Genomic DNA, 20,419 nt, shown 5'->3' with positions numbered 1-20,419 from the left:
CTACTATTCTCCCTTCGCCTCTACTTTTTGCCCCTCGACGTAGAAAGTAATGCCGCTGCGCAAAAGCTGGTCGCCTTCTTTGACGCCTGAGAGAATCTCGATTTGATCGTCGACGATCTGTCCGGTCTTCACTTCCTTCTTCACAGTAAGGCCATCTTCCACCGCCATGACATAGTGCTCTGTAGAGTTAACTCCGACACTTTCCAGCGGCACCAAAAATCCGTTCACTTTGCGCGGAGCCTCAATCGTTGCAGCCATTCCGCCGCGCCAGAATCCATCTGCATTCGGGATCGTTACTTCCACCCGATACTTGCCTGTTTCCTTGCTCACGACCGGGGAGACAAAAGTAATCGTTCCCTGGCTTTGTTTGCCGTCATCGGATACAGCCTGCACCTTCGTTTTTTCCTGGAATTGACTGATGAGATCATTGGTAATATCAAGAGTGACTTTCACTTCGCTCAAGTCCACCAGATGAATGATTTGATCGCCTGGCGAAGCCTGTTCGCCTGTTTGTTTGTATACATCCACGACCGTTCCGGCAAAAGGAGCATGAATTTTCGCATCATCCAGACTCTTTTTCGCCCGCTCAACCTGTCCGGCTGCCGATTTGATCGATGCGTTGGCCATGGCGATGTCCTCTGGCTGCGCACCGCGTTGCAATTCGGTGAGGGACAGTTGTGCGTCTCGCGCAGAAATTTCCGCTTGAGTCAGGGCGCGTTTCAAGTCATTTATTTCGGTCTGTGAAATAGCTCCGCCAGCAAACAGCTTTTCGCCTGCTGTCAGGTCCTGCTTTGCTTTTTCCAGACGGCTTTGGGCACTTTGTACTTGCAGTCGTTGCTGTTCAATCGCCTCGGCAGTTGCTCCCTTCAATGCTTTGTTTTTGCGCGCCGCTGCCTCTTCCACCTGGCTTGCGGCTGCTTCTACTTCCTTTTGGTAGTAACGCGAGTCAAGCGTTGCCAACAGCTGGCCTTGCGCGATCTTCATCCCTTTGCTTACCGGGATGGATGAAATCGTTCCTCCCGTGCCAAAAGGCAGTACGGCGTCACGCTTCGCCTCTACCATTCCGGTAACACGCAGCACGACTGGCTGTGCAGCTTTTTGAACCGTAACCACTTCAACGACTTTCGCTTTTGCCTCAGCCTGCGTTGGAGGCTCTGGTGCTGGGCCTCCGCAACCAGCCGTAACCAGCAATAGAGAGGCGATGATGATCGATGCCCGTTTTTTCACAATGATTCCTCCAAATTTTCACAATCTGTTCCCCTTGCGTAATTGTGCCAGTTTTTACCTTCGCTGCAAAACAGTCAGCGGTTGGAATTTCGTCTCCGTCCCAAGGCGGAGGAGGACATAATCCCTACCAGTTTCATAAGTATATACGAACAACATAGAAGACCGTTACCGTTTTTTGGGCTTTCAGCAGAAAAAATCTAAAACAGGAAAAAGCAGCCAAGTAGAATTACTTGACTGCTTTTTTAGCATCGCTTTACTTCTCGTTTAAGAGCTGCTCCATTTCGTCCAGCAACTCTTTGAAAACACTCAACGCTTCTGCAACCGGGGCGGGAGAGGTCATGTCGACGCCCGCCTTTTTCAGCAGGTTGAGCGGATAGTCGGAGCTGCCGCCCTTGAGGAACTCCAAGTAGCGGTCAACAGCTGGCTGTCCTTCCTCCAAAATCTGCTTGGACAAGGAAGTCGCCGCCGAGAAGCCCGTGGCGTACTTGTAGACATAAAAATTGCGATAGAAGTGAGGAATGCGCGCCCACTCCAAATCTACTTCTTTATCTACAACCATGTCTGGTCCGTGGTAAGCGACGTTCAGCTCACGGTAGATCGCACTGAGCGAGTCGGCTGTCAGCGGTTCGCCCTGCTCTTCTTTGGCATGGACGATTTTCTCGAACTCGGCGAACATCGTCTGACGGAAAACCGTGCCGCGGAATTGCTCCAGATAGTAGTTGATCAAGTACAGACGCTGCTTCTTGTCTGTCGTGGTCTTGAGCAGGTGGTGCATCAGCAGGGCTTCGTTGAGCGTGGAAGCTACTTCCGCCACGAAAATCTTGTAATCGGCATACGTGTATGGCTGGGCCTGATTGGAGTGGTAGCTGTGCAGGGCATGCCCCATTTCGTGCGCCAGCGTAAACATGTTGTTCACGTTGTCCTGGTAGTTCATGAGCACGTACGGATGGGTCGTGAATGCTCCCCATGAGTACGCCCCGCTCGTCTTGCCTTCGTTTTCATGCACGTCGATCCAGCCGTTGGAGAAGCCTTCCGCCAGCACGCGACCGTACTCCTCGCCGAGTGGATGGAGCGCCTCCTTGATCGTTGCGACCGCCTGATCGTACGGGATTTTCATGTCTACCTCGGGCACGATCGGCACGTACAAATCGTACATGTGCAGCTCGTCGACCCCGAGCAGTTTTTTGCGCAGCGCGATGTATTTGTGCATCAGCGGCAAGTGCTCGTGAATCGTCGAAATCAGGTTGTCGTACACAGACAAGTCCACGTTGTCCGCGAACAGGGCCGCATACAAGGCGGACGGATATTTGCGCGTCCGGGCGTAAAACACATCGCCCTTGATCGCCGAGGTCAGCGATGCGGCAATCGTATTGCGAAACTTGCCGTACGTAGTGTACAGCGCTTCAAAAGCTTCCTTGCGCACGCGTCTGTCCTTGCTCTCCATGAACTGCGTGTAGCGACCTTTTGTCAGTTCGACTTCTTCGCCGTTTTCGTCCGTAATCATCGGGAACTTCATGTCGGCGTTGTTCAGCATGCCAAAAATTTTCGAAGGAGCCGAAGCCAGTTCGCTCATGTTCGCCAGGAGCGCCTCTTCCTCCGAGGAAAGCGTATGCGGCTTGAAGCGCGTAATCTCGTCCAGCAAAATCCGGTAGTGCGCCAAACCTTCTGTGTCGTTGATCCACGCTTCCAACTTGTCCGTCGGGATGGTCAAAATCTCCGGCTGTATGTAAGCGAGCGCACCGTATACTTGCGTGCTCAGGCTGGTAGCACGATCAGTCAGTCCCTGGTACGTGCTGTTTGCGTTATCCTCGTCACGGCGCATGCGAGCGTAGACGTACACCGTATCGAGCGTCTTCGTCAGCTCGTCCTGAAGCGTCAATGCTGCGAGCAGCTGCTCCCCGGACTGGGCCAGCGTCCCTTTCAAGGCAGCAACTTGCTCGGTGAGTTGTTTCGCCTTTTGCACATCTTTTTCCCAATCCGCGTCGGTTGGGTAAATATCCTCCAACCGCCATTTGTATTCAGCGGGGACGTCACTGCGTTTTGGCAGTGTTTTGCTTTTGTTCACCGTGATCACTCCCTCGTAATTTGCGCTAGATGGTCAAATCATCCATATGTGACTATCCTACCGTATTATGCCAACTTGTTCAAATCATTAGCCTGCACTTGCGCCAAGTTGCCAGCCAAAAGAAAAAAGCTGAGCTTTCCCAAGGAAAAGTCAGCTTTTTCCTACCCCGATATACGTAAAGCCTGCTTGCTTGACGGTCTGGGCAGGCCAGGCGTTGCGTCCGTCGAGCAGCACGGGCTGAGCCATGCTCTGGCGGATTCGCTCCCAATCTAGCTGCACGCACTCTTTCCACTCGGTGACCAAAAGCGCAGCATCGGCGCCCGCTAACGCTTCTTCGGCTGTCTTCGTATAGGTCACATTCGGAAAAGATTGCTTCACAGCGTCTTCGGCAACCGGATCATAGGCAAAGACGGCAGCTCCCTGCTCTGTCAGCTCATGCAAAATGGAAAGAGACGGAGCCTCCCGGATGTCGTCCGTATCCGGTTTGAACGCCAGCCCCAGTACGGCAATCCGTTTGCCGCGACAATCCGGCACGAGCTTTTGCAACTGCTGCAAAAACCACACGGGCTGTGTGGCGTTGACCTCCCGTACTTTTTCCAGAATCGAAAGCGAGATGCCGTTCTGGGCTGCCAGTTGCAGCAAAGCGATCGTGTCTTTCGGAAAACAGGAGCCGCCGTAGCCGACACCCGCCCGCAAAAATTCCGGGCCAATCCTGCTGTCGAGCCCCATCCCGTGCGCGATCGTGGCGATATCTGTACCCAGTGCCGTGCTCAGTCTCGCCAGCTCATTCATGAACGAGATGCGTGTCGCCAAAAAGGCGTTGGAAGCGTACTTGATCAGCTCCGCATTCGCCCTGGTCGTCACCACGCGCGGGGCATTCACGCCTTTGTACAGTTGTTCCATCACTTCCCCCGTCGACGGATCGCTCACGCCGATGACAATTCGCGAAGGCTCGATGGCATCCAGCAAGGCGCTCCCTTCCCGCAAAAACTCCGGGTTGGACGCGACAGACAGTTCCTGGCAGCCGTCAAGCAGGTCGGCCACTTTGTCTCCGGTCCCTACTGGCACCGTACTTTTGATCACCACAACCCGTTTTTGCAAAGCTGAGTTGTGCACTTCTTTGATCGCTGCTACCGCGCTGTACAAGTAAGTCAAATCAGCGGTTCCGTCATCCGCTTCGGGAGTCCCTACGCAGACGAAAAAAACATCCGCGTCTTTCGCTTCCGACAGCTGCGTGGAAAAAGCCAGGGTACCTGCTGCAAGCACTTGTCGCAGCGCTTCCTCCAATCCCGGCTCATAGATCGGAGAGATGCCTTGCCGCAATTTGACAATCTTCGCTTCGACAAGATCAATCCCGATCACATGATGGCCGTTCATGGCAAGGGAAACGGCAGTCGTCAAACCTACATAGCCGGTACCGATCACGGCAACTTTCATTGCTTCACCTCATCATTTTTTCATCACGCGCAAATACAGTTCTTCCAGCTTCAGTCGCTGTTTGGAAACATCGTGGTTTTTCTCCACCTTCATCCTGGCTCGGGCGGTCATTTCCGGCCACTCGTGCTCGGAGGCGAGGACATGGTTGATCATTCTGCCGAGCTTCGCAGGCGAACGCTCCGGCACGAGATAGCCCGACTCTCCGTGCTCGATCAGCTCGGGAATCCCGGAATGGTAGGTGGAAACAACCGGGCGGCCGGAAGCCATCGCTTCCATCAGCACGTTCGGAATCCCTTCCTGGTCGCCGTTGCGAGCCGTTTTGCAGGCGATGACAAACAAGTGGCATCTCGCCAGTTCGCGCTGCACGTCCTGATGCGGCAAGGCTCCCTTGAGCACGACTTGCTTGCCCAGCTTGTATTTTTTGATCATGCGCCGCAGTTTTTTCTTTTCGTCGCCATCCCCGACGATGATCAGCTTGGCTCGCGGATGCTTTTCGTGCACTTGCACAAACGCCTTGATCAATGTGTCCATGCCTTTCTTCTCCGTCAGGCGGCCGACGCTGAGCAGGCGATACTCGCCGTTCTGAACAGGCTGCGGTGGCAGCATCGGGAATTTGCGCAAGTCGATCCCCGAGCGAATCAGTGTGATTTTGTCACCCGAACAGCCCAGGCGGATCAGACGCTTTTTCATATGGTTGCTGACGACCGTAAACGCCTTGCCCTTTTTGAACAGGCGCTTGAGCGAACGACGATAGCCCGGATTTTCCCGTACGCGCTTGGTCGCATCGAAGCCGTGAAAAGAAGTGATCAGCGGCAACCCCGCTTTTCGCGCGTAGGGAAGAAGCTCCAGGCCAGCGGGACCAAAGCGGGCATGCAAGCATTTGATTTTTTTGCGCTTCATCCACCCGGAGAGTCCTGCCATGGAATTTCGCACATAGACAGGCGCATACGGGAACTGTTTGCGATTGAACGGCCGCTGCCTGGTCAAGACGACAGGTTTGACTCTCTGATGTCCAAGCAGCTGCTCGTAGATGAAGGTTTCACTTCTGGGCAGAAATTTTCTCCGATAGACGAGGACCCGATGCATGCAACTGGCCTCCTATTTTCGAGTTTTAGCTCCTCAGTTGGAAACGCATATCCGCCAACTGTCGGCGCAGCCCTTCTTCCAGGGAAACTTGCGGACGATAGCCCAACCGTTGCTCGGCAAGCCGTATATCTGCGCAAGTCCGCTGCGAATCACCGGCCGGACCAGGCTGAAACCGGATGTTGGGCGTCGTGTTCAAGAGCGTGCCCATGATGGTAAGGACATCGATCAGCTTGATTTCGCGGTTGCCGCCTACATTGAAAATCTCGCCGGGCGCAGCGTGGCGGCCAGCGAGTATGTTCGCCTCTACTGCATCGGTTACGTAGGTGAAGTCCCGCGATTGCTGGCCATCTCCATAAATGACGACAGGATCTCCCTTCATCATCTGCCGGAAAAAGCGGTGAAACGCCATATCCGGCCGCTGCCTCGGGCCGTATACGGTAAAGTAGCGCAACATCGTAATCGGCAAACCGAACGCTTTCACATAGACGGAACAAACCTGCTCCATCGCTTCCTTCGTCACCCCATAAGGCGATACGGGACGCAGCGGAGCGGATTCGTCCGTCAGCGTCCCTTGCATCGTTCCGTATACAGATGAGGAGGAAGAGACTACGATGACAGGCGGTTTCGGTCTTTGCAGGCATGCCTCCAGCAGCAGTTGGGTCGCCAAAATATTGTGGCTGACGTACTCGGAGAATGCCTTGCCCCAGCTGTTCCGCACGCCGGGCAGCGCAGCCAGGTGATAGACGACATCGACTTGGTCCAACCAATCGTTCCAACGCTCTGCCTGCAACATGGTTGAATGAAAAGTAAAGGCGGGATGGCTTCCGATCTCAGCGAGATTGCGAAGCTTGGCAGCAACGTCGTAGTTGTCGACGAAGCCATCGATGCCGATCACTGTCACCCCGTCATTTAGCAAGCGCTGAGTCAAATGTGACCCGATAAAACCAGCACAACCGGTGACAAGCGCTTTTGTCATCGCTTCCGCCGCCTCACTTTCTTCAACCTTTTGATCACGAGATATCCGTCCTTGTAGCCGTAGACAGCTTTGTACTTTTTGCCCCAACGCTTGAGGTAGTATTTGAACGTCTTTTTGCGCAAATGATTCCGTCTGCGCTTCATTTTATTGTCGGTCAGCTGCCCTCTGTGTTTCGTCCGGTTGTACAGCTTCTTGTTAATAAAGCGGACGCGGTATTTTTCGATCAGCCGCAAAATGATGCGGCGATCTTCCATGATGCGGCCTTCGTATTTGTCAGAGGTGTCCCAGCCCCCTACTTCGTGAAGCGCTTCGACCCGGTAGCAGCGCGGCGCGACCATCCAGCGATTGTATTTCAAAAATTGGTATTTGTTGCGAAAATGCTTGTGCTTGACGAGAAACGGATTGTAATACTTCCCGCGCCGCACGCGCCAAATTTTCACGTTCCCGTAGTAAAGCGCGGTGCTTTTCTTGCTTTTGCGAATGTACCTTTTGATGACCGCCAGCGTCCGTTTGGGCAGCCAATCGTCCGAATCCAGCTGCAACAAGTACGGAGTATCAACCATCGACAAAGCCTGATTCATCACTTTGCCGATGCCTGAGTTTTTCTCCATCCGGTAGTACATGATGTTGGGATGGTACAAATACTTTTCGACCTTTTTGCGCGTCTTGTCAGTCGATGCATCATCGATAATCAGCAGCTTCCAGTCTTTTGACGTCTGCTTCAAGACGCTGTTGATTGCTTTGCGGATGAACTTGGCACGATTGTACGTCGGGATGACCACAGTAAAAGTTGGGTTCATGTGTCCTCCCTCTTCACAGCTGGAATGCGAATCGATGACTTGTCGCTCAAAATAAAGACCCCGCTCGTATCCGTTGACTGCCCGACCAGATGGGAGGAACGCCCGAATACACTGTCCGTAATGCTCCAAGCGACATCCATAAGCGAACTGTTTTCCAACATAATACTATTTTCGATATGGGCGCAATTTTGCAGATGTACCCCGTTTTGGATCGATACGTACGGTCCCAATCGGCAGTTTTCGATATGACAGCCCTCGCCGATCAACACAGGCCCGACGATCTCGCAATTTGTGACGATTGACCCTTCGCCAACCCGATGAGTGTTGCCCAAATCTTTTGCCAGCATCCAGCGGTTGGCCTCCAGCCAACGGTCAATCGTTCCGACATCTGAATACTTGCCGCTTGTAAGGGCGTGCGCGATATGGAAACCGCGGTCAATCATGGACTGGATCGCATCCGTGATCTCGTATTCACCACGGGCGGATGGCTGTAGTGTAGCAATCGACTCAAAAATGGGTGGGGTAAACAGGTATGCGCCAATGACAGCCAGATTACTCTTCGGCTGGCGGGGTTTTTCCTCGACCGAGACCAGACGCCCTTCCTGTACTTCGGCAATCCCATAATCCTGTGGTCTCTCCACTTCACTTAGCATCACAGCACCGTCTGAATTATCACTGGTAAACGCACGCATGAGCCCGTGCAGCGAATCCATCAACAAGTTGTCACCAAGTAACAAAATAAACGGTTCGTCTTGCAAGAACGGTTGCGCTAAATGGACAGCATGTGCGATTCCAAGCGGCACCTCCTGCTCGATAAAAGTAATGGTAGCCCCAAATTGACTACCATTGCCCACCAAAGGAGGAATCTGCACTTGGGAAGGGTGTATGACAATTCCGATCTCTTGCACACCCACTTCACGCAGTTTGCTGATGCAGTAGTGTAATACCGGATGATTGGCCACAGGGAGGAGGGTTTTTGGTTGCGAATAGGAGAACGGGTGCAGTCGCGTACCACGTCCAGCACACAAGATTAACCCTTTCACAAGTATCACTCCCCAGTTGTGCTCTGCGATACTTATAAGGTATGCGTCTCGTGATATCTGGACAGGGCAGACGTCCATTCTCCTTGAAGAAAGGGCATAAACCTAGCGATGCCCGAAAAAAAGTTATCCGGTTTTGAGGAGCGGAAGCTTTTCTTTTTGGCGCTTTCCGACTGCATTCTCAAAGACGCGCAGGTAGCCTTGCGCCGTCGCGTACCAGGAAAACTGCTTGGCACGCAGCAGCGCCTGTTTCCCCATTTCCGTCCGAACATAGGGCGCGCTCCACAAAAGCTCCCAAACCGCTGGCAATTCTTTTTCCCAATCTTTGGGAGGAATCAAGAAGCCGCTGCCCTGATGGGTGACAACCTCTTTGATCCCGCCGCGCGTCGTGGAAATCACTGGCTTGCTCGAAGCCATCGCCTCCAGATTGACGCGGCAAAATGCCTCTTTCCAAATCGACGGAGTCGCTACCACGTCGCCAATCTGATAGTAAAGCGGCATTTGGGCACTGGGGACAAAATTGACGAAGCGGACTTTGTCACCGAGCGGTTTCGCCAGCCTTTTCAGTTCCCGCACATACGGATTCAGGCGATTGCTGCCGTAGCCTGTGCCTCCGACGATGACCAGCCGTGCGCGTGGGTCTTGCTTGCTGACCTGGTGAAACGCTTTGATCAGAATATGGACGCCTTTGCCGCGCATCAGCCTGCCCGCGTAAAAAAGCACGCGGTCATCCGGCGACAAACCGACTTGCTTGCGCAGCTTTTTGATCGTGTAATGCAGCTTTGCCACCTGGTAAGGCGACACATCCACTCCGAGATGAACCGCATGAATTTTTTCCGCGGGAATTTTGCATGACTTGATAAAATGTTGCCGCAAAAATTCGCTGTTCGTAATAAAGCCGGACGCCAGGCGAACGACACGCTTCATTTTTTCCTTGCTGATCATGCCCGGCGATCCGTACACATGGGAATGCATATTGACAAAGACCGGAATCTTTGGAAAATGCCTCTTGAGCTGCAACACGTAAATCGGCCGATTTTCCACCAAAATGACATCCGGCTTGTGCTTGCGGATATGCTTGATGATCTTTCGCAAATAAGGACCTGGGCCATCGTAGGAAAAACGGATGAACTCGCGGTTTTCCTCTACCGTCGACTTGGGGTAAGTCGCGCAGCGCCGGGTGTAGATCGTCACTTTGTGCTCGGGATCGATCATTTTGGTCACTTCGTCGATATCGTGCTCCACCGAGCTTCCTTTGACGGGTGGTACGGAAAATGGCCCCGGGCTAATTATGGCGATGTTCATTCCGCTCGCTCTCCCACTCCTTTTTCAAGGACAGAACCACCTGATACAGATGCTGTCTCTCTTTGGACTGTTCCTCCTCTGCCTTTTTCCAGCGTTTTTCCCATGCCGCAAGCGATTCCTTCAGTGCTGCCACTTCCTGCTCCAGCTTTTCCAGCTGTTCGCTCGTCGCCACGTCGGTTTCTCGCATAATAATTTCGAATGTAGGCTCAAGCACCAGTTGTTTTTCCTCATCCGGCTTTTCGTCTGCCGGCTGTTTTGGAACTTGCTCGATCACGGCCTCCTGGGCTTTTTCCACGGGTTTCACAATCGAGATGCGCTCCACCGCTTCATCGACGACAAAATGCCCCGAAAAAACGCCTGGTGTTACCCAGTGGGGCAAATCCCCTTTTTTCCGCTTTTCCATAAGCCTTCCCTCCTGCAACGTGCTTCTACGTAATATGCTATGACAAACGCGGAAAATGGGTACGTGTACAAAGGAGACAGACAATAGAAAAAACCGCTTTGATTGGTAGCATCAAAGCGGCTGTCGATAATCTTTGGACTGATTTTGGCGGCGAAAATTCAAACTGTACAAGCGGGCTTGCTCTACCGTGGTAATTTGCTGCTTTTGCCACTCCAAAAGGATTCTGTCGATGTAGCGAATATGAAGCTTGCCTACCGTTGCGGCCTCACGCAATGCTGTTAGGATCAGCTCTTCCTGGTAACCGTCCTGCTCTGTCCACATGTGGATACTCTCCAACTCAAAAGGAGACAAAGGTCGACCAAACGCCTGCTCAAAACGGGAATAAATCGCAACCGGCTCTGCATCCAATGTCGCAGCAGCCTCCATGAACGGCTCCATCATCCGCGGATCAGCTTGCTGCTCGCGCCAGGTCTGATACAGCTTTTTATACAAAGGAGTCAAATTGTACTGCTCATGGCGCATTCCCGTCTGCGGATCGATAAATTCGTCAATGCTGATCCAGTCTTCCTTCAGCAGCTTTTGCAGCGATTGGATCAATCTCATGCTGGACATGGACATGCGCTCCTCCAGCTCGGTCAAGGTCGGAAAGCGATTCCCTTCCTGCTGAAAAGAAAGCAGATGAATGAGCAGCATCATTTCGTCGTCTGCCAGAGACATTCGTTTGTACATCTTTAGAAGAAGGTTGGAGACGGATGTTGCACCTTCTTGCAACAATTGCAATATATGGGAATCCATAACGCATGTTCACCTCTGGGTTGGATTAACAAGGAAGTGCGTAAAACGCGCTGTCACACAATAGGAACACCCTGCTGCCCTCTCGCAACAGGGTGTATGAGAAACACGAACTTACGGATAGAGACGATAGAGCATACGCGGGAACGGAATCGTTTCACGCACGTGATCCAGACCGCAAATCCAGGCAACTGTCCGCTCAAGCCCCAGACCGAAGCCGGAGTGAGGAACGGTTCCGTATTTGCGCAGGTCCAAGTACCAGCGATACGCTTCCTCGGACAGCTCGTGCTCGGCAAACCGTTTTTCCAACAGCTCCGGATCGTCGATGCGCTGGCTGCCGCCGATGATTTCGCCATAGCCTTCCGGCGCGATCATGTCTGCGCACAGCACTACTTCCGGACGCTCAGGATGCGGCTTCATGTAGAATGCCTTGATCTCGGTCGGATAGTGCGTGATGAACACAGGCTTGTCGAAATGGTCCGCAATCAATGTCTCGTCTGGCGCTCCGAAATCGTCGCCCCACTTGATCTCGCTGCCTTTTTCCTGCAACAGCTTGATCGCATCGTCATACGTGATGCGCGGGAAAGAACCCGTTACGTTTTGCAGTTTGGTTGTATCGCGCTCCAGCGTTTTCAGTTCGCGCTGGCAGTTTTTCAGGACGGATTGCACCACATGGGACACAAAAGCTTCCTGAATGCGCAAGTTTTCCTCGTGATCGACGAAAGCCATCTCCGGCTCGATCATCCAAAACTCGATCAAGTGACGACGCGTTTTCGATTTCTCTGCACGGAAGGTCGGACCGAAGGAATAGACGCGGCCCAATGCCATAGCGGCCGCTTCCATATAGAGCTGACCGGATTGGGACAAATACGCGTCTTCATCAAAATATTTGGTATGGAACAGGTTCGTTGTTCCTTCTGCTGAAGTCGGTGTCAGGATTGGCGGGTCTACTTTCACAAATCCGTTTTCATGGAAATACTCGTATACAGCGCGAATCACTTCGGAACGAATCGCCATAACCGCACGCTGGCGCGGAGTGCGCAGCCACAGGTGGCGATGATCCATCAGGAAGTCTACACCGTGCTCCTTCAGGGAGATCGGATATTCCTGGGCGATCTGAATGATTTCAACGCCTGTTACCGTCAGTTCGTAACCGCTTGGTGCACGATCATCTGCGCGAACGACGCCGGTTATGTATAAAGAGCTTTCCTGAGTCAGTTGGGATGCATTTTCCCAAACGTTTTCCGCTACTTCTGCTTTCACTACTACGCCCTGAATGAAGCCGGACCCGTCGCGAAGCTGCAGAAATTGAATTTTCCCGCTGCTGCGCTTGTTGTACAGCCAGCATCCAATGCGTACTTCTTGTCCAACATGCTGCCCTACTTGGGCAATCGTCGTCAACATCGAATAATTCCCTCCATTTACCATGCCACACAACAGACTAAGTGTACCCAACAATTATACTATTGGGGGCAGGCAAATTCAATCAAAGACTCCCTTGAACGGATGGTTACCATAATATAATTATGTTAACAAAAAGCGAGGAAGCCGACTGCACTTCCCACCAACGGCCCCTCGCTTCTTGTTTCTCATTGCTCAGGAACGTAAATCGTCCTCATCACGGAATGTTTCATGCTCATCCGCTGCTTTTTCCTCGCCGGAATCTTCATCTGCTTCGTACTCGCCCTCTTCCCATTCTTCCCCCAAGTCGTCATCCTCTTGCTGCTCATGATGCAGGGCTGTCACCTCGTCATGCACCTGCTCGCCTTTTTCGCCAATGGCGATCCACTGCAAAACGCCGCTGTCTTCCTGCCCGGTTTCCTGACGAAAGACGGTAAGCACAGCCGAGGTGCGTTTGGTGTATTTGAGCGACACGGACACCCCGACCTGATTCGTCATCGCAACCAGGCAATAATGGACGTCTGCATAGGGAGTGGGCAAGCGGACCGTGACGTCTGCCGTCTGGCTTTGCGCCGGGATGCGGAATGGGACAAAGCCAAACTGCTGAAGCGTCGTGCCCAGCTGAACATTCGTCTCAACCGTTTGAAAAGCCAGCTTCTCCCGCGTAATCGACTTGTCAGCCAGATGCTCTGCCGTGACGGTTCTCGGCGCTATTTTCGCTCCGCTAACGGCATGATCGGCCAGCTTTTCTTCCGTTACCGTATTTGTTTGCAGGTGCTGACTTTCGATGGAGTTGACGGCAAGATGCTCGCCCGTGAGTGTTCCCTTGACGAGATGGTCACCGCTCAAGCTGCTCTTTTCCACATGTATGCCTGTAATCGCATGCATTTCGAGCTTGCTTCCGTCGACAGCGTGATCCGCCAGTTTTTCGCGTGTGACGCTATTCTCTTGCAGCTTTTCTTTGGAGATGGACTTGGGCTGGATATGTTCGTGCTGCACGGATTGATTGGCAAGATGCTGGGCGGTCACCGCTTTTTCGCCGATTTTTTCGCCAGTGACGGCTCCTTTGCCCAAGTGCCTTGTCTTGATGGCCTCTGTCGCCAGCTTGGGAGACGTAACCGCCGAATCGGCCAGTTTGTTTGCGGTAATGCTCAAATCCGTCACTTTGTCGGTCGAAACAGACTCGGGAGCGAGTTTTGACGTCGTCACTACATGATCGTGCAAATGCTGCGTCTGGATCGCATATTCCCGCAGATGACTGCTGCCGATGACGCGTTCACCGATATGCTGCTCCTCGATTGAGCGCCGCGCGATTTTCTCCGCACGAACAGCCCCGTCAGCCAAATGCCTGCTGTTGACGCTCTCCTCCACCAATTGCTGCTCGCCTACGCTGCGATTGGCCAATTTGTCGAGCGTGACGGCTTTGTCCGCCAGCTTGGCTGCCGTGACCTGTTGCTCCCCGATTTTTCTGGTCGTGACGAGTCCATCTTGAAGATGCGTCGTTTGAATACTGCTTGCTTGCACGTGGACGCTTGCGATCGACTCTTTTGCCACTTTTTCCGAAGTGACGCTGGCGTGATCCAGATGTTCGGTGAGGACGGCGTAAGGACTGATTTTATCGCTTGTGACCGCTTCCGGCTGCAAATGCTGGCTGTAAATGGAATGAAAAGCGATGTGCTGATCCGTGACGCAGCCCGCCGAAAGATGCCCGCCGTCTACGCTGTTCTCGGCCAGATGATGATGCAAAATCGCTCCCTCGCGAATATGCTGGGACTCGATCGAATCCTCCTCCAGCTTGGTGGAAGTCACGGCCCCATCCCGGATTTTGTCGGTCGTGACCGCGCCGTCCTCCAGCTTGACGGAGTTGATCACATAGTTGGCTAGGTTGCGAGTCTGAATGCTGCCCATCTTGATTTTGTCCGATGTGACAGACTGATCTTGAAGCAGCTCATTCGTAATCGCCTGATCCTGGATGTGCTTCGTCTGGATCGCAGACTCCGCAAACTTCATGGAATCAATGGTCTTGTCAGCCAATTTGTCGGACGTAATACTGTTGTTGACAAGCTTTTGCCCGGTAATGGAATGGTCCTGCACATTTTCGCTGGTGACCACATGCCGTCCCAGATGCTCTCCGAGGATCGCGTACGGAGCGATTTTGTTTGAAGTGACGCTTTTGTCTGCCAGCTTGTTGCTGTCGACGGCGTAGTCCTTCAACAGCGACGTATCAATCGTTCCCGGCTTGATTTTGGACGAGTCGACAGCGCGGTTGGCGATTTTTTCCGTAGTGACAGACTGATCCGTCAAATCATCGGTATAAACAAACGATTGCACCCGGTCATCATTGCGATCTTTGATGATCTTGGAAAAAGTCGTCTGGTTGGACGACACACCCTGCTTGGGCATTTTCTGCAATGGTTGTTGTATCGGGCTTGTCGGTGCATGGGAGCTTGGCTTGGGGCTGTTGACAGCGGACTCCAGCAGTTCCAGCTCCAGATCAGCCATCCAATCCTGCTCCGATGTAGAAGATGTTTGCATAAGCGGAATTTCATGCAAGGTTTGCCTGAACGTTTTGGACAGACCTCTGCTCATTTTTTTTCGGTTCGCGTTTGCCATAGAGTCTCCTTGCCTCCTGATGTCATTCCCGGATCATTCTGTAGGATATTCAACCCTATAGGCATTTGGCACCGCAACGCAAAATTTGTTTCGCCCGTTCACAAGTTTTCCCCCACGCAAAAAAACCTGCCAGGCCAACATCAGTTGCTGTCTAGCAGGTTTTTCGTCGCGATTTGATTACGATACAGCCGCTTCCTGTCTCGTTTGGGACAAGAGCGCCCTAAATTCATCTCCTTGCAGCACTTCTGCTTCCAGCAGCGTGCCCAGACCAGTCTGGAACACCGCATCATACTGGCGAAGCAAGCGGTGCGTCTCCTCCAGCAAACGGGACAAGAGTCGCTCTACCTCATCGTGAATCCTCGTTTTGTCTACGTATTGCAGATGGACAATCCCGAGGTCCGACATCCCGCTTGACACGATTTCCTGAGACATGCCCAGCGCTTGCTCGAAGTCGTTTTTGGAGCCGGTACTGCGGCCGCCGTAGTAGATTTCCTCTGCTACTGCTCCGGCGAGGCTGACCATGATCTGTTTCTCCAAAGCGTCCCTTGTGTACAAATAGCGGTCTTCCATCGGATTTTGCCGAACGTAGCCGAGCGCTTTGCCGCGCGGGCTGAGCGTTACTTGCGAGACAGAACCCGGACGCACGACCTCACTGATGATCGCATGTCCCAATTCATGCAAGGCGACGCGCTTTTTCTCTTCCTCGGAAGCCTGGCGGTCGACTTTTTCTCCGAGCATGACCTTGTCTACGGCGTAAGCAAAATGCTTGGCCATGATCTTGTCGCTTTTGTCGCGCATGGCGTAAATCGCTGCCTCGTTCGCGACACTTTCCAACTGCGCTCCCGAGAAGCCGAACGTCTCCTGCGCCACCTTTTCCAACACCACATCCGCGCCCAGCGGCTTGTTTGCTGTATGGATGGTCAAAATCTGCTCGCGCGCAGGCTTGTCAGGCAAATCTACCGTAATGTGCCGGTCAAAACGTCCTGGTCGAAGCAACGCGGCATCCAGCATGTCTTTGCGGTTCGTTGCCGCCATGACCAAAATGCGCGGTTTCTCGCTCGTCGCTACGCCATCCATCTCGGTCAGCAGCTGGTTCAACGTTTGGTCGTACTCCCGTTGTTGCTGCCCGTCCCTTTTTCCGCCGACAACATCAATCTCATCGATAAAAATAATCGCGCTGTCCTGTCCGTTTTTCTCGGCCATCGTCTTCGCCTCTTTAAACAGCTCACGGACACGCTGCGCTCCGACACCTACATACATCTCCACGAATTGCGAGCCGGAAGCCGCGACAAAGGCAGAGTTGGTGTAGTTCGCTGCCGCTTTTGCCATCAACGTCTTCCCGGTACCAGGAGGCCCGGTCAGCAGCACGCCTTTGATCGGACGAATGCCGTATTGCTCAATCTTGTCTTTGTAGACGAGAAAATCAAGCGATTCTTTCAGCTCTTTTTTGGCGCGTTCCTGACCGCCGATATCGGCAAACTGCACGTCCGACTTGGGAATCTCGTGCTTGTTCTGCTTCCGTTTGCCGCCGAGCGCCACATTGCCGCCCTGACCGTTTTGCTGACGGATGACGAGGAAATAAATCGCCCCCAGCACGGCGGCGAACAAAATAAACGGTGTGATATTCACGCCCAGAAACACAAGAAAAACGAGTATCGCAGGAACGACGCCGATCAGTACCTCTTTACCCACGAGCCGTCACCTCTTTTGCCTCGGAACGGGGAACAATCGTATAAAAGTCCTCCGTTCCTTTTTTCAAATAAACGTAGATGTTTGCGTCATCCATAAAAGCATCTGCCGCATCGAGCTTGTTCGTCTGTTTCCACTCCGCAATCAAGGCAGGAATGCGGCTGTATTGATGCAAGTCCAGCGCTTCGGTGAAAATAAACTGGCCGCTTTTCCAAACCTCTGTCATAGCCTCTGACTGATTCGCTACCACGATAGCGACTTGCTTGTCGCCCGCAATCTTTTTCGTTCGCGCAACCAGATCGCGATACTCCGCCGGAAATGCCTGCGGATTCGTCACTTTTACATCTATTTGAATTTTATCTTTGCCTACATGGAAATTACTGAGTGTAGCTGATTGCATCTGGCTGACTTCTGTACGGATCGGCTCTTCAATCTCCATCTTCTGATACAAGAACCATCCTCCAAACAGGAGAGCCAGTGTCGCCAGCAAGGACAACCCGATTGCACTTTTTTTCAACTGCACAGCTAGTCCCCCCATATCGCGTTCTCATTTTCTCTCTTGTCAACGAACCCAGTATATCACATGAGTATATCAATTTTTTATACAGATGTTGGGTGGCATGCCAAACAGGCCTTTTCCAACAAGGAAAAGACCTGTCACGAGCGTATATACCCTCTGGGTCAAAACAAGCAATCAGGTAGGCGACAATACATAAGAAGCGAGCAGGGCGCCACTGAACAAGTCATAGTGCAAGTAATGATAGCGACCGTTTGCATCCTTCACGGTCACTTCCCAAAACTTCTTGTCCTTTTCAAGTCCGGGCACGATATGGGTAATCTCGGACTTCGGAAAAGCCTTGTTTACCGCATCCTCCACATTTTTGCGCGGAACGGCAAGATCCATGCGATCAAACGATACTTTGTCTGCGGTCATCCAGGCTACTACAGGCGTACCGGCTTTGTTCTTCCCGATCACCACGGCATAGCTTTCCGTACCGCGATATTCGTCGATGGATTCGATTTCGGCAATCGTCGTCCTCGTCTGCACCCACTCACGTACGGTCGCATCGAATTGCGTGCGCTCTCCTGCTACGGAAGCAGTCAAATGATAGGCGAATCCCGCGATTGTCAACAACAGCGCGGCGATTACTCCCACGATAATTCTCACTAACACGTTTTTGGTAACTCCTTTATGCGGTTGACATTACAATCGGAAACGAAGCTGGTCCTGTTTGATCCCCGCCACGGTTCTGATTTGCATTTCCAGCTCCAGTTGGCGAAGCGCGCCTGTGTCAGGCTCATACCAGAGCTGATATTCGATGTTGATCCCTTTGGCAAGCTCAGGGGTAATATCAGCGATCGGAAAGGACGGCCCGAGCCACATCGCCAACAAGGATGTCACTTTTTCCGGCGGCACCGTGAGACGATAACCGCTCCAGTCGCTTCCCGAAGTATCGGCGATCGTCTGCGGCTCGACCGATGACAGCACGCTTTGCAACAGGACAGCGTGTTCATACGGCGTAAACAGGGCGTAAGGGAGTGCTGCATGATCCTGAACTTGTCCGTCTATTGTTACGGTAACCGGCTGCTCCTGGTTACGGCTGATGGCCAGCTTGTACCCGCCGATTTCTCCGTCCAGGCTGAATGTCTCATGCCGATAGCGGCCATTCAGCGCTTGGTCCTGCATGTAAACGAGAAACGAGCGCTCCTCTGACCGAGTCAGCTGTTCCAAAAGTTGCGGCACGGCATACGCCTCTCGTTTGCCAATCAAGCCCTGTTCATTCCCGGCATCGGCAGCTGAACGGTTCCACAAACCAAAAGAGCCGAGCGCCATCCCGAGGCCAAACAGGCCGAGAAAGATCGGGATCAGCCACCACAGCTGTTTGGGCCGGACGTACATCTGGCGTTCCCCCTGTCCCATTTTTGTCATAGCCTATGCTATACGGGAAGGTTTTAGAACGGCACGGAAAACTTGCTAATCATAGCTCGGGGCCAAGCGGTCATACTACTTATACACCCGCAAGGAGGTGAGCGCGTGAAGTCGCCGCAACAAAACGCATCTCCTGACATACTTGGGTTTTTGCTACAAGAATACCGCGTCTCCTGGGCTGGACTGTCTTCTCCCTTGCGTCAACTGTCGCACACACCCACACTGCATTTTCGCCATCATCCCCTGACAGAGCTGTGGCGAAAATGAGCACGGCACGATGTAATACCCAAATTCCCCTACCTACACCTACACTCCCTTACTCCTGTCCCACACCAGACAGGAGCCTTTTACCGTTTCAGCGCAGCGAATACGCGATTGGCTTCGTAGATGGCACGCTCTTCGTCGATGGTGAGCAGCTTGTGGTTGCGCATCAGGAACTTGCCCGCAACGATTGTGTCTTTGACATCACGGCCGTTTGCCGCATACACGACATGGGAAATCGGCTCATGCGCAGGATGGAAATGCGCCTGGTGGCTGTCGAGAACGATCAGGTCAGCCTTTTTGCCTACTTCAATGCTGCCGAGCGTATCAGCCTGGAACACACCGTCTGCCCCGTAGCGAGTAGCCATGCGCAGCGCCTCTTCAGCCGGAACGGCTACCGGGTCGTTGTTCACGCCTTTGTGCAAAATCGCTGCGAGTTTCAGTTCTTCAAACAGGTTGAGGTTGTTGTTGCTCGCCGAGCTGTCTGTTCCGAGCGAAACGCTCACGCCTTTTGCCAGCATTTTCGGTACAGGTGCTACCCCGCTTGCCAGCTTCAGGTTGCTGACGACGTTATGGGAAACTTTCACTTGATATTTTGCCAAAATGTCAATCTCTTCATCCGTCAAATGCACGGCGTGGGCAACCAGTGTAGGGCGGTTGAACATGCCCAGCTTTTCCAGGTGAGCGACTGGACGCAAACCGTAATCTTTCTCGTTTTGCCCCACTTCCCATGCCGTTTCAGACATGTGGATATGCAGCGGCAAAGACAGCTCGTCCGCTTTTTCAATAATTTGGCTGATAAACTCAGGCGAGCACGTATACGGTGCATGCGGTGCCATCATTACGGTGATACGGCCATCCGCCTGGTTGTGCCATTCTTTGGCAAAAGCGGTCGCATCGCGCAGCTTGGTCTGTCTTTCTTCCTCGGAGCACAGACCGATCATGCCGCGGCACAGGCGGGCACGCATGCCGGATGCATCGACTGCCTTGGCTACTTCGTCCATATGATCGTACATATCGACGAATGTCGTGGTTCCGGTACGGATCATTTCAATCAGGGACAGTTGGGTTCCCCATTTGACAGAATCAGCGGTAAATTGCGCTTCCAGCGGCCACATTTTCTCTTCCAGCCATTGTTGCAACGGCAAATCGTCCGCATAGCCACGCAAAAGCGACATGCCCGCGTGTCCGTGTGTATTGATCAAACCAGGCAGGATGAAGTCGCCTTTTTGGTCGATGACTTCATCGTAGCCTGCATCGGAAAGGTCTTCAGGGGTAGGGCCTACATATGTGATTTTGTCGCCTTCGAACGCGACAGCTCCATCGTGGATAACCTCGTTTTGTTCATTTACCGTAATCACTGTTGCGTGGATGAGGATGGTCTTTTTCATGAC

At 52.9% G+C, this 20,419-nt stretch carries 17 protein-coding genes; all 17 read right to left on the bottom strand.

Going from position 1 to position 20,419, the window contains the following annotated elements; translation table 11 throughout:
• Nucleotides 1-3 precede the first annotated feature (3 nt).
• Nucleotides 4-1,227, bottom strand: coding sequence for an efflux RND transporter periplasmic adaptor subunit (locus tag NST23_RS12520; RefSeq protein WP_173595825.1), 1,224 nt, complete (start codon nucleotides 1,225-1,227; stop codon nucleotides 4-6).
• 253 nt (nucleotides 1,228-1,480) lie between these two features.
• On the bottom strand, nucleotides 1,481-3,292 hold the full coding sequence (gene pepF / locus NST23_RS12515) for an oligoendopeptidase F (RefSeq protein ID WP_173595824.1): 1,812 nt from the start codon (nucleotides 3,290-3,292) through the stop codon (nucleotides 1,481-1,483).
• 150 nt (nucleotides 3,293-3,442) lie between these two features.
• Complete coding sequence (locus NST23_RS12510) at nucleotides 3,443-4,729, bottom strand: UDP-glucose dehydrogenase family protein (RefSeq protein ID WP_122963535.1); 1,287 nt, start codon at nucleotides 4,727-4,729, stop codon at nucleotides 3,443-3,445.
• A 12-nt stretch (nucleotides 4,730-4,741) separates the two neighbouring features.
• A complete protein-coding gene (locus NST23_RS12505) occupies nucleotides 4,742-5,815 on the bottom strand; it encodes a glycosyltransferase (RefSeq protein ID WP_173595823.1) in 1,074 nt (357 codons plus the stop codon).
• A 25-nt stretch (nucleotides 5,816-5,840) separates the two neighbouring features.
• Entirely contained in the window at nucleotides 5,841-6,791 is a 951-nt protein-coding gene (locus NST23_RS12500; protein WP_122963537.1) for an NAD-dependent epimerase/dehydratase family protein, read from the bottom strand.
• Entirely contained in the window at nucleotides 6,788-7,591 is an 804-nt protein-coding gene (locus tag NST23_RS12495) for a glycosyltransferase family 2 protein (protein WP_063226999.1), read from the bottom strand. Before NST23_RS12495 ends, NST23_RS12500 begins: the two co-directional genes overlap by 4 nt.
• The gene (locus tag NST23_RS12490) at nucleotides 7,588-8,634 is read right to left on the bottom strand and encodes a glucose-1-phosphate thymidylyltransferase (protein WP_122963655.1); all 1,047 of its coding nucleotides are present in this window, start codon (nucleotides 8,632-8,634) and stop codon (nucleotides 7,588-7,590) included. Before NST23_RS12490 ends, NST23_RS12495 begins: the two co-directional genes overlap by 4 nt.
• 123 nt (nucleotides 8,635-8,757) lie before the next feature.
• Nucleotides 8,758-9,936, bottom strand: a complete 1,179-nt coding sequence (locus NST23_RS12485) for a glycosyltransferase family 4 protein (RefSeq protein ID WP_122963538.1) — start codon at nucleotides 9,934-9,936, stop codon at nucleotides 8,758-8,760.
• Nucleotides 9,917-10,339, bottom strand: coding sequence for a hypothetical protein (locus tag NST23_RS12480; RefSeq protein WP_122963539.1), 423 nt, complete (start codon nucleotides 10,337-10,339; stop codon nucleotides 9,917-9,919). Before NST23_RS12480 ends, NST23_RS12485 begins: the two co-directional genes overlap by 20 nt.
• Nucleotides 10,340-10,450: 111 nt before the next feature.
• Nucleotides 10,451-11,134: a DnaD domain-containing protein gene (locus NST23_RS12475; RefSeq protein ID WP_063226996.1), complete on the bottom strand. Its 684-nt coding sequence runs from the start codon at nucleotides 11,132-11,134 to the stop codon at nucleotides 10,451-10,453.
• A 111-nt stretch (nucleotides 11,135-11,245) separates the two neighbouring features.
• Nucleotides 11,246-12,535, bottom strand: a complete 1,290-nt coding sequence (asnS, locus tag NST23_RS12470) for an asparagine--tRNA ligase (RefSeq protein ID WP_122963540.1) — start codon at nucleotides 12,533-12,535, stop codon at nucleotides 11,246-11,248.
• A 192-nt stretch (nucleotides 12,536-12,727) separates the two neighbouring features.
• Nucleotides 12,728-15,145, bottom strand: coding sequence for a WIAG-tail domain (locus NST23_RS12465; RefSeq protein WP_254223179.1), 2,418 nt, complete (start codon nucleotides 15,143-15,145; stop codon nucleotides 12,728-12,730).
• 177 nt (nucleotides 15,146-15,322) lie between these two features.
• Nucleotides 15,323-16,837: an AAA family ATPase gene (locus NST23_RS12460; protein WP_122963542.1), complete on the bottom strand. Its 1,515-nt coding sequence runs from the start codon at nucleotides 16,835-16,837 to the stop codon at nucleotides 15,323-15,325.
• Nucleotides 16,830-17,357 carry a hypothetical protein gene (locus NST23_RS12455; protein ID WP_287103266.1) on the bottom strand — a complete coding sequence of 176 codons (528 nt, stop codon included), beginning with the start codon at nucleotides 17,355-17,357 and terminating at the stop codon, nucleotides 16,830-16,832. The genes NST23_RS12460 and NST23_RS12455 overlap by 8 nt, the downstream gene beginning before the upstream one ends.
• Before the next feature lie 171 nt (nucleotides 17,358-17,528).
• On the bottom strand, nucleotides 17,529-18,008 hold the full coding sequence (locus NST23_RS12450) for a cell wall elongation regulator TseB-like domain-containing protein (protein ID WP_122963544.1): 480 nt from the start codon (nucleotides 18,006-18,008) through the stop codon (nucleotides 17,529-17,531).
• Between the two features lie 30 nt (nucleotides 18,009-18,038).
• A complete protein-coding gene (locus NST23_RS12445; RefSeq protein WP_340963741.1) occupies nucleotides 18,039-18,734 on the bottom strand; it encodes a hypothetical protein in 696 nt (231 codons plus the stop codon).
• Between the two features lie 377 nt (nucleotides 18,735-19,111).
• Nucleotides 19,112-20,416, bottom strand: a complete 1,305-nt coding sequence (locus NST23_RS12440) for an amidohydrolase (RefSeq protein WP_063226990.1) — start codon at nucleotides 20,414-20,416, stop codon at nucleotides 19,112-19,114.
• Nucleotides 20,417-20,419: the final 3 nt, after the last annotated feature.

The organism is Brevibacillus sp. FSL K6-0770, assembly GCF_038000275.1.
Lineage (GTDB): Bacteria > Bacillota > Bacilli > Brevibacillales > Brevibacillaceae > Brevibacillus > Brevibacillus parabrevis.
The sequence above is the reverse complement of the archived record's forward strand: the minus strand, read 5'-3'. Positions and strand labels throughout refer to the sequence as shown.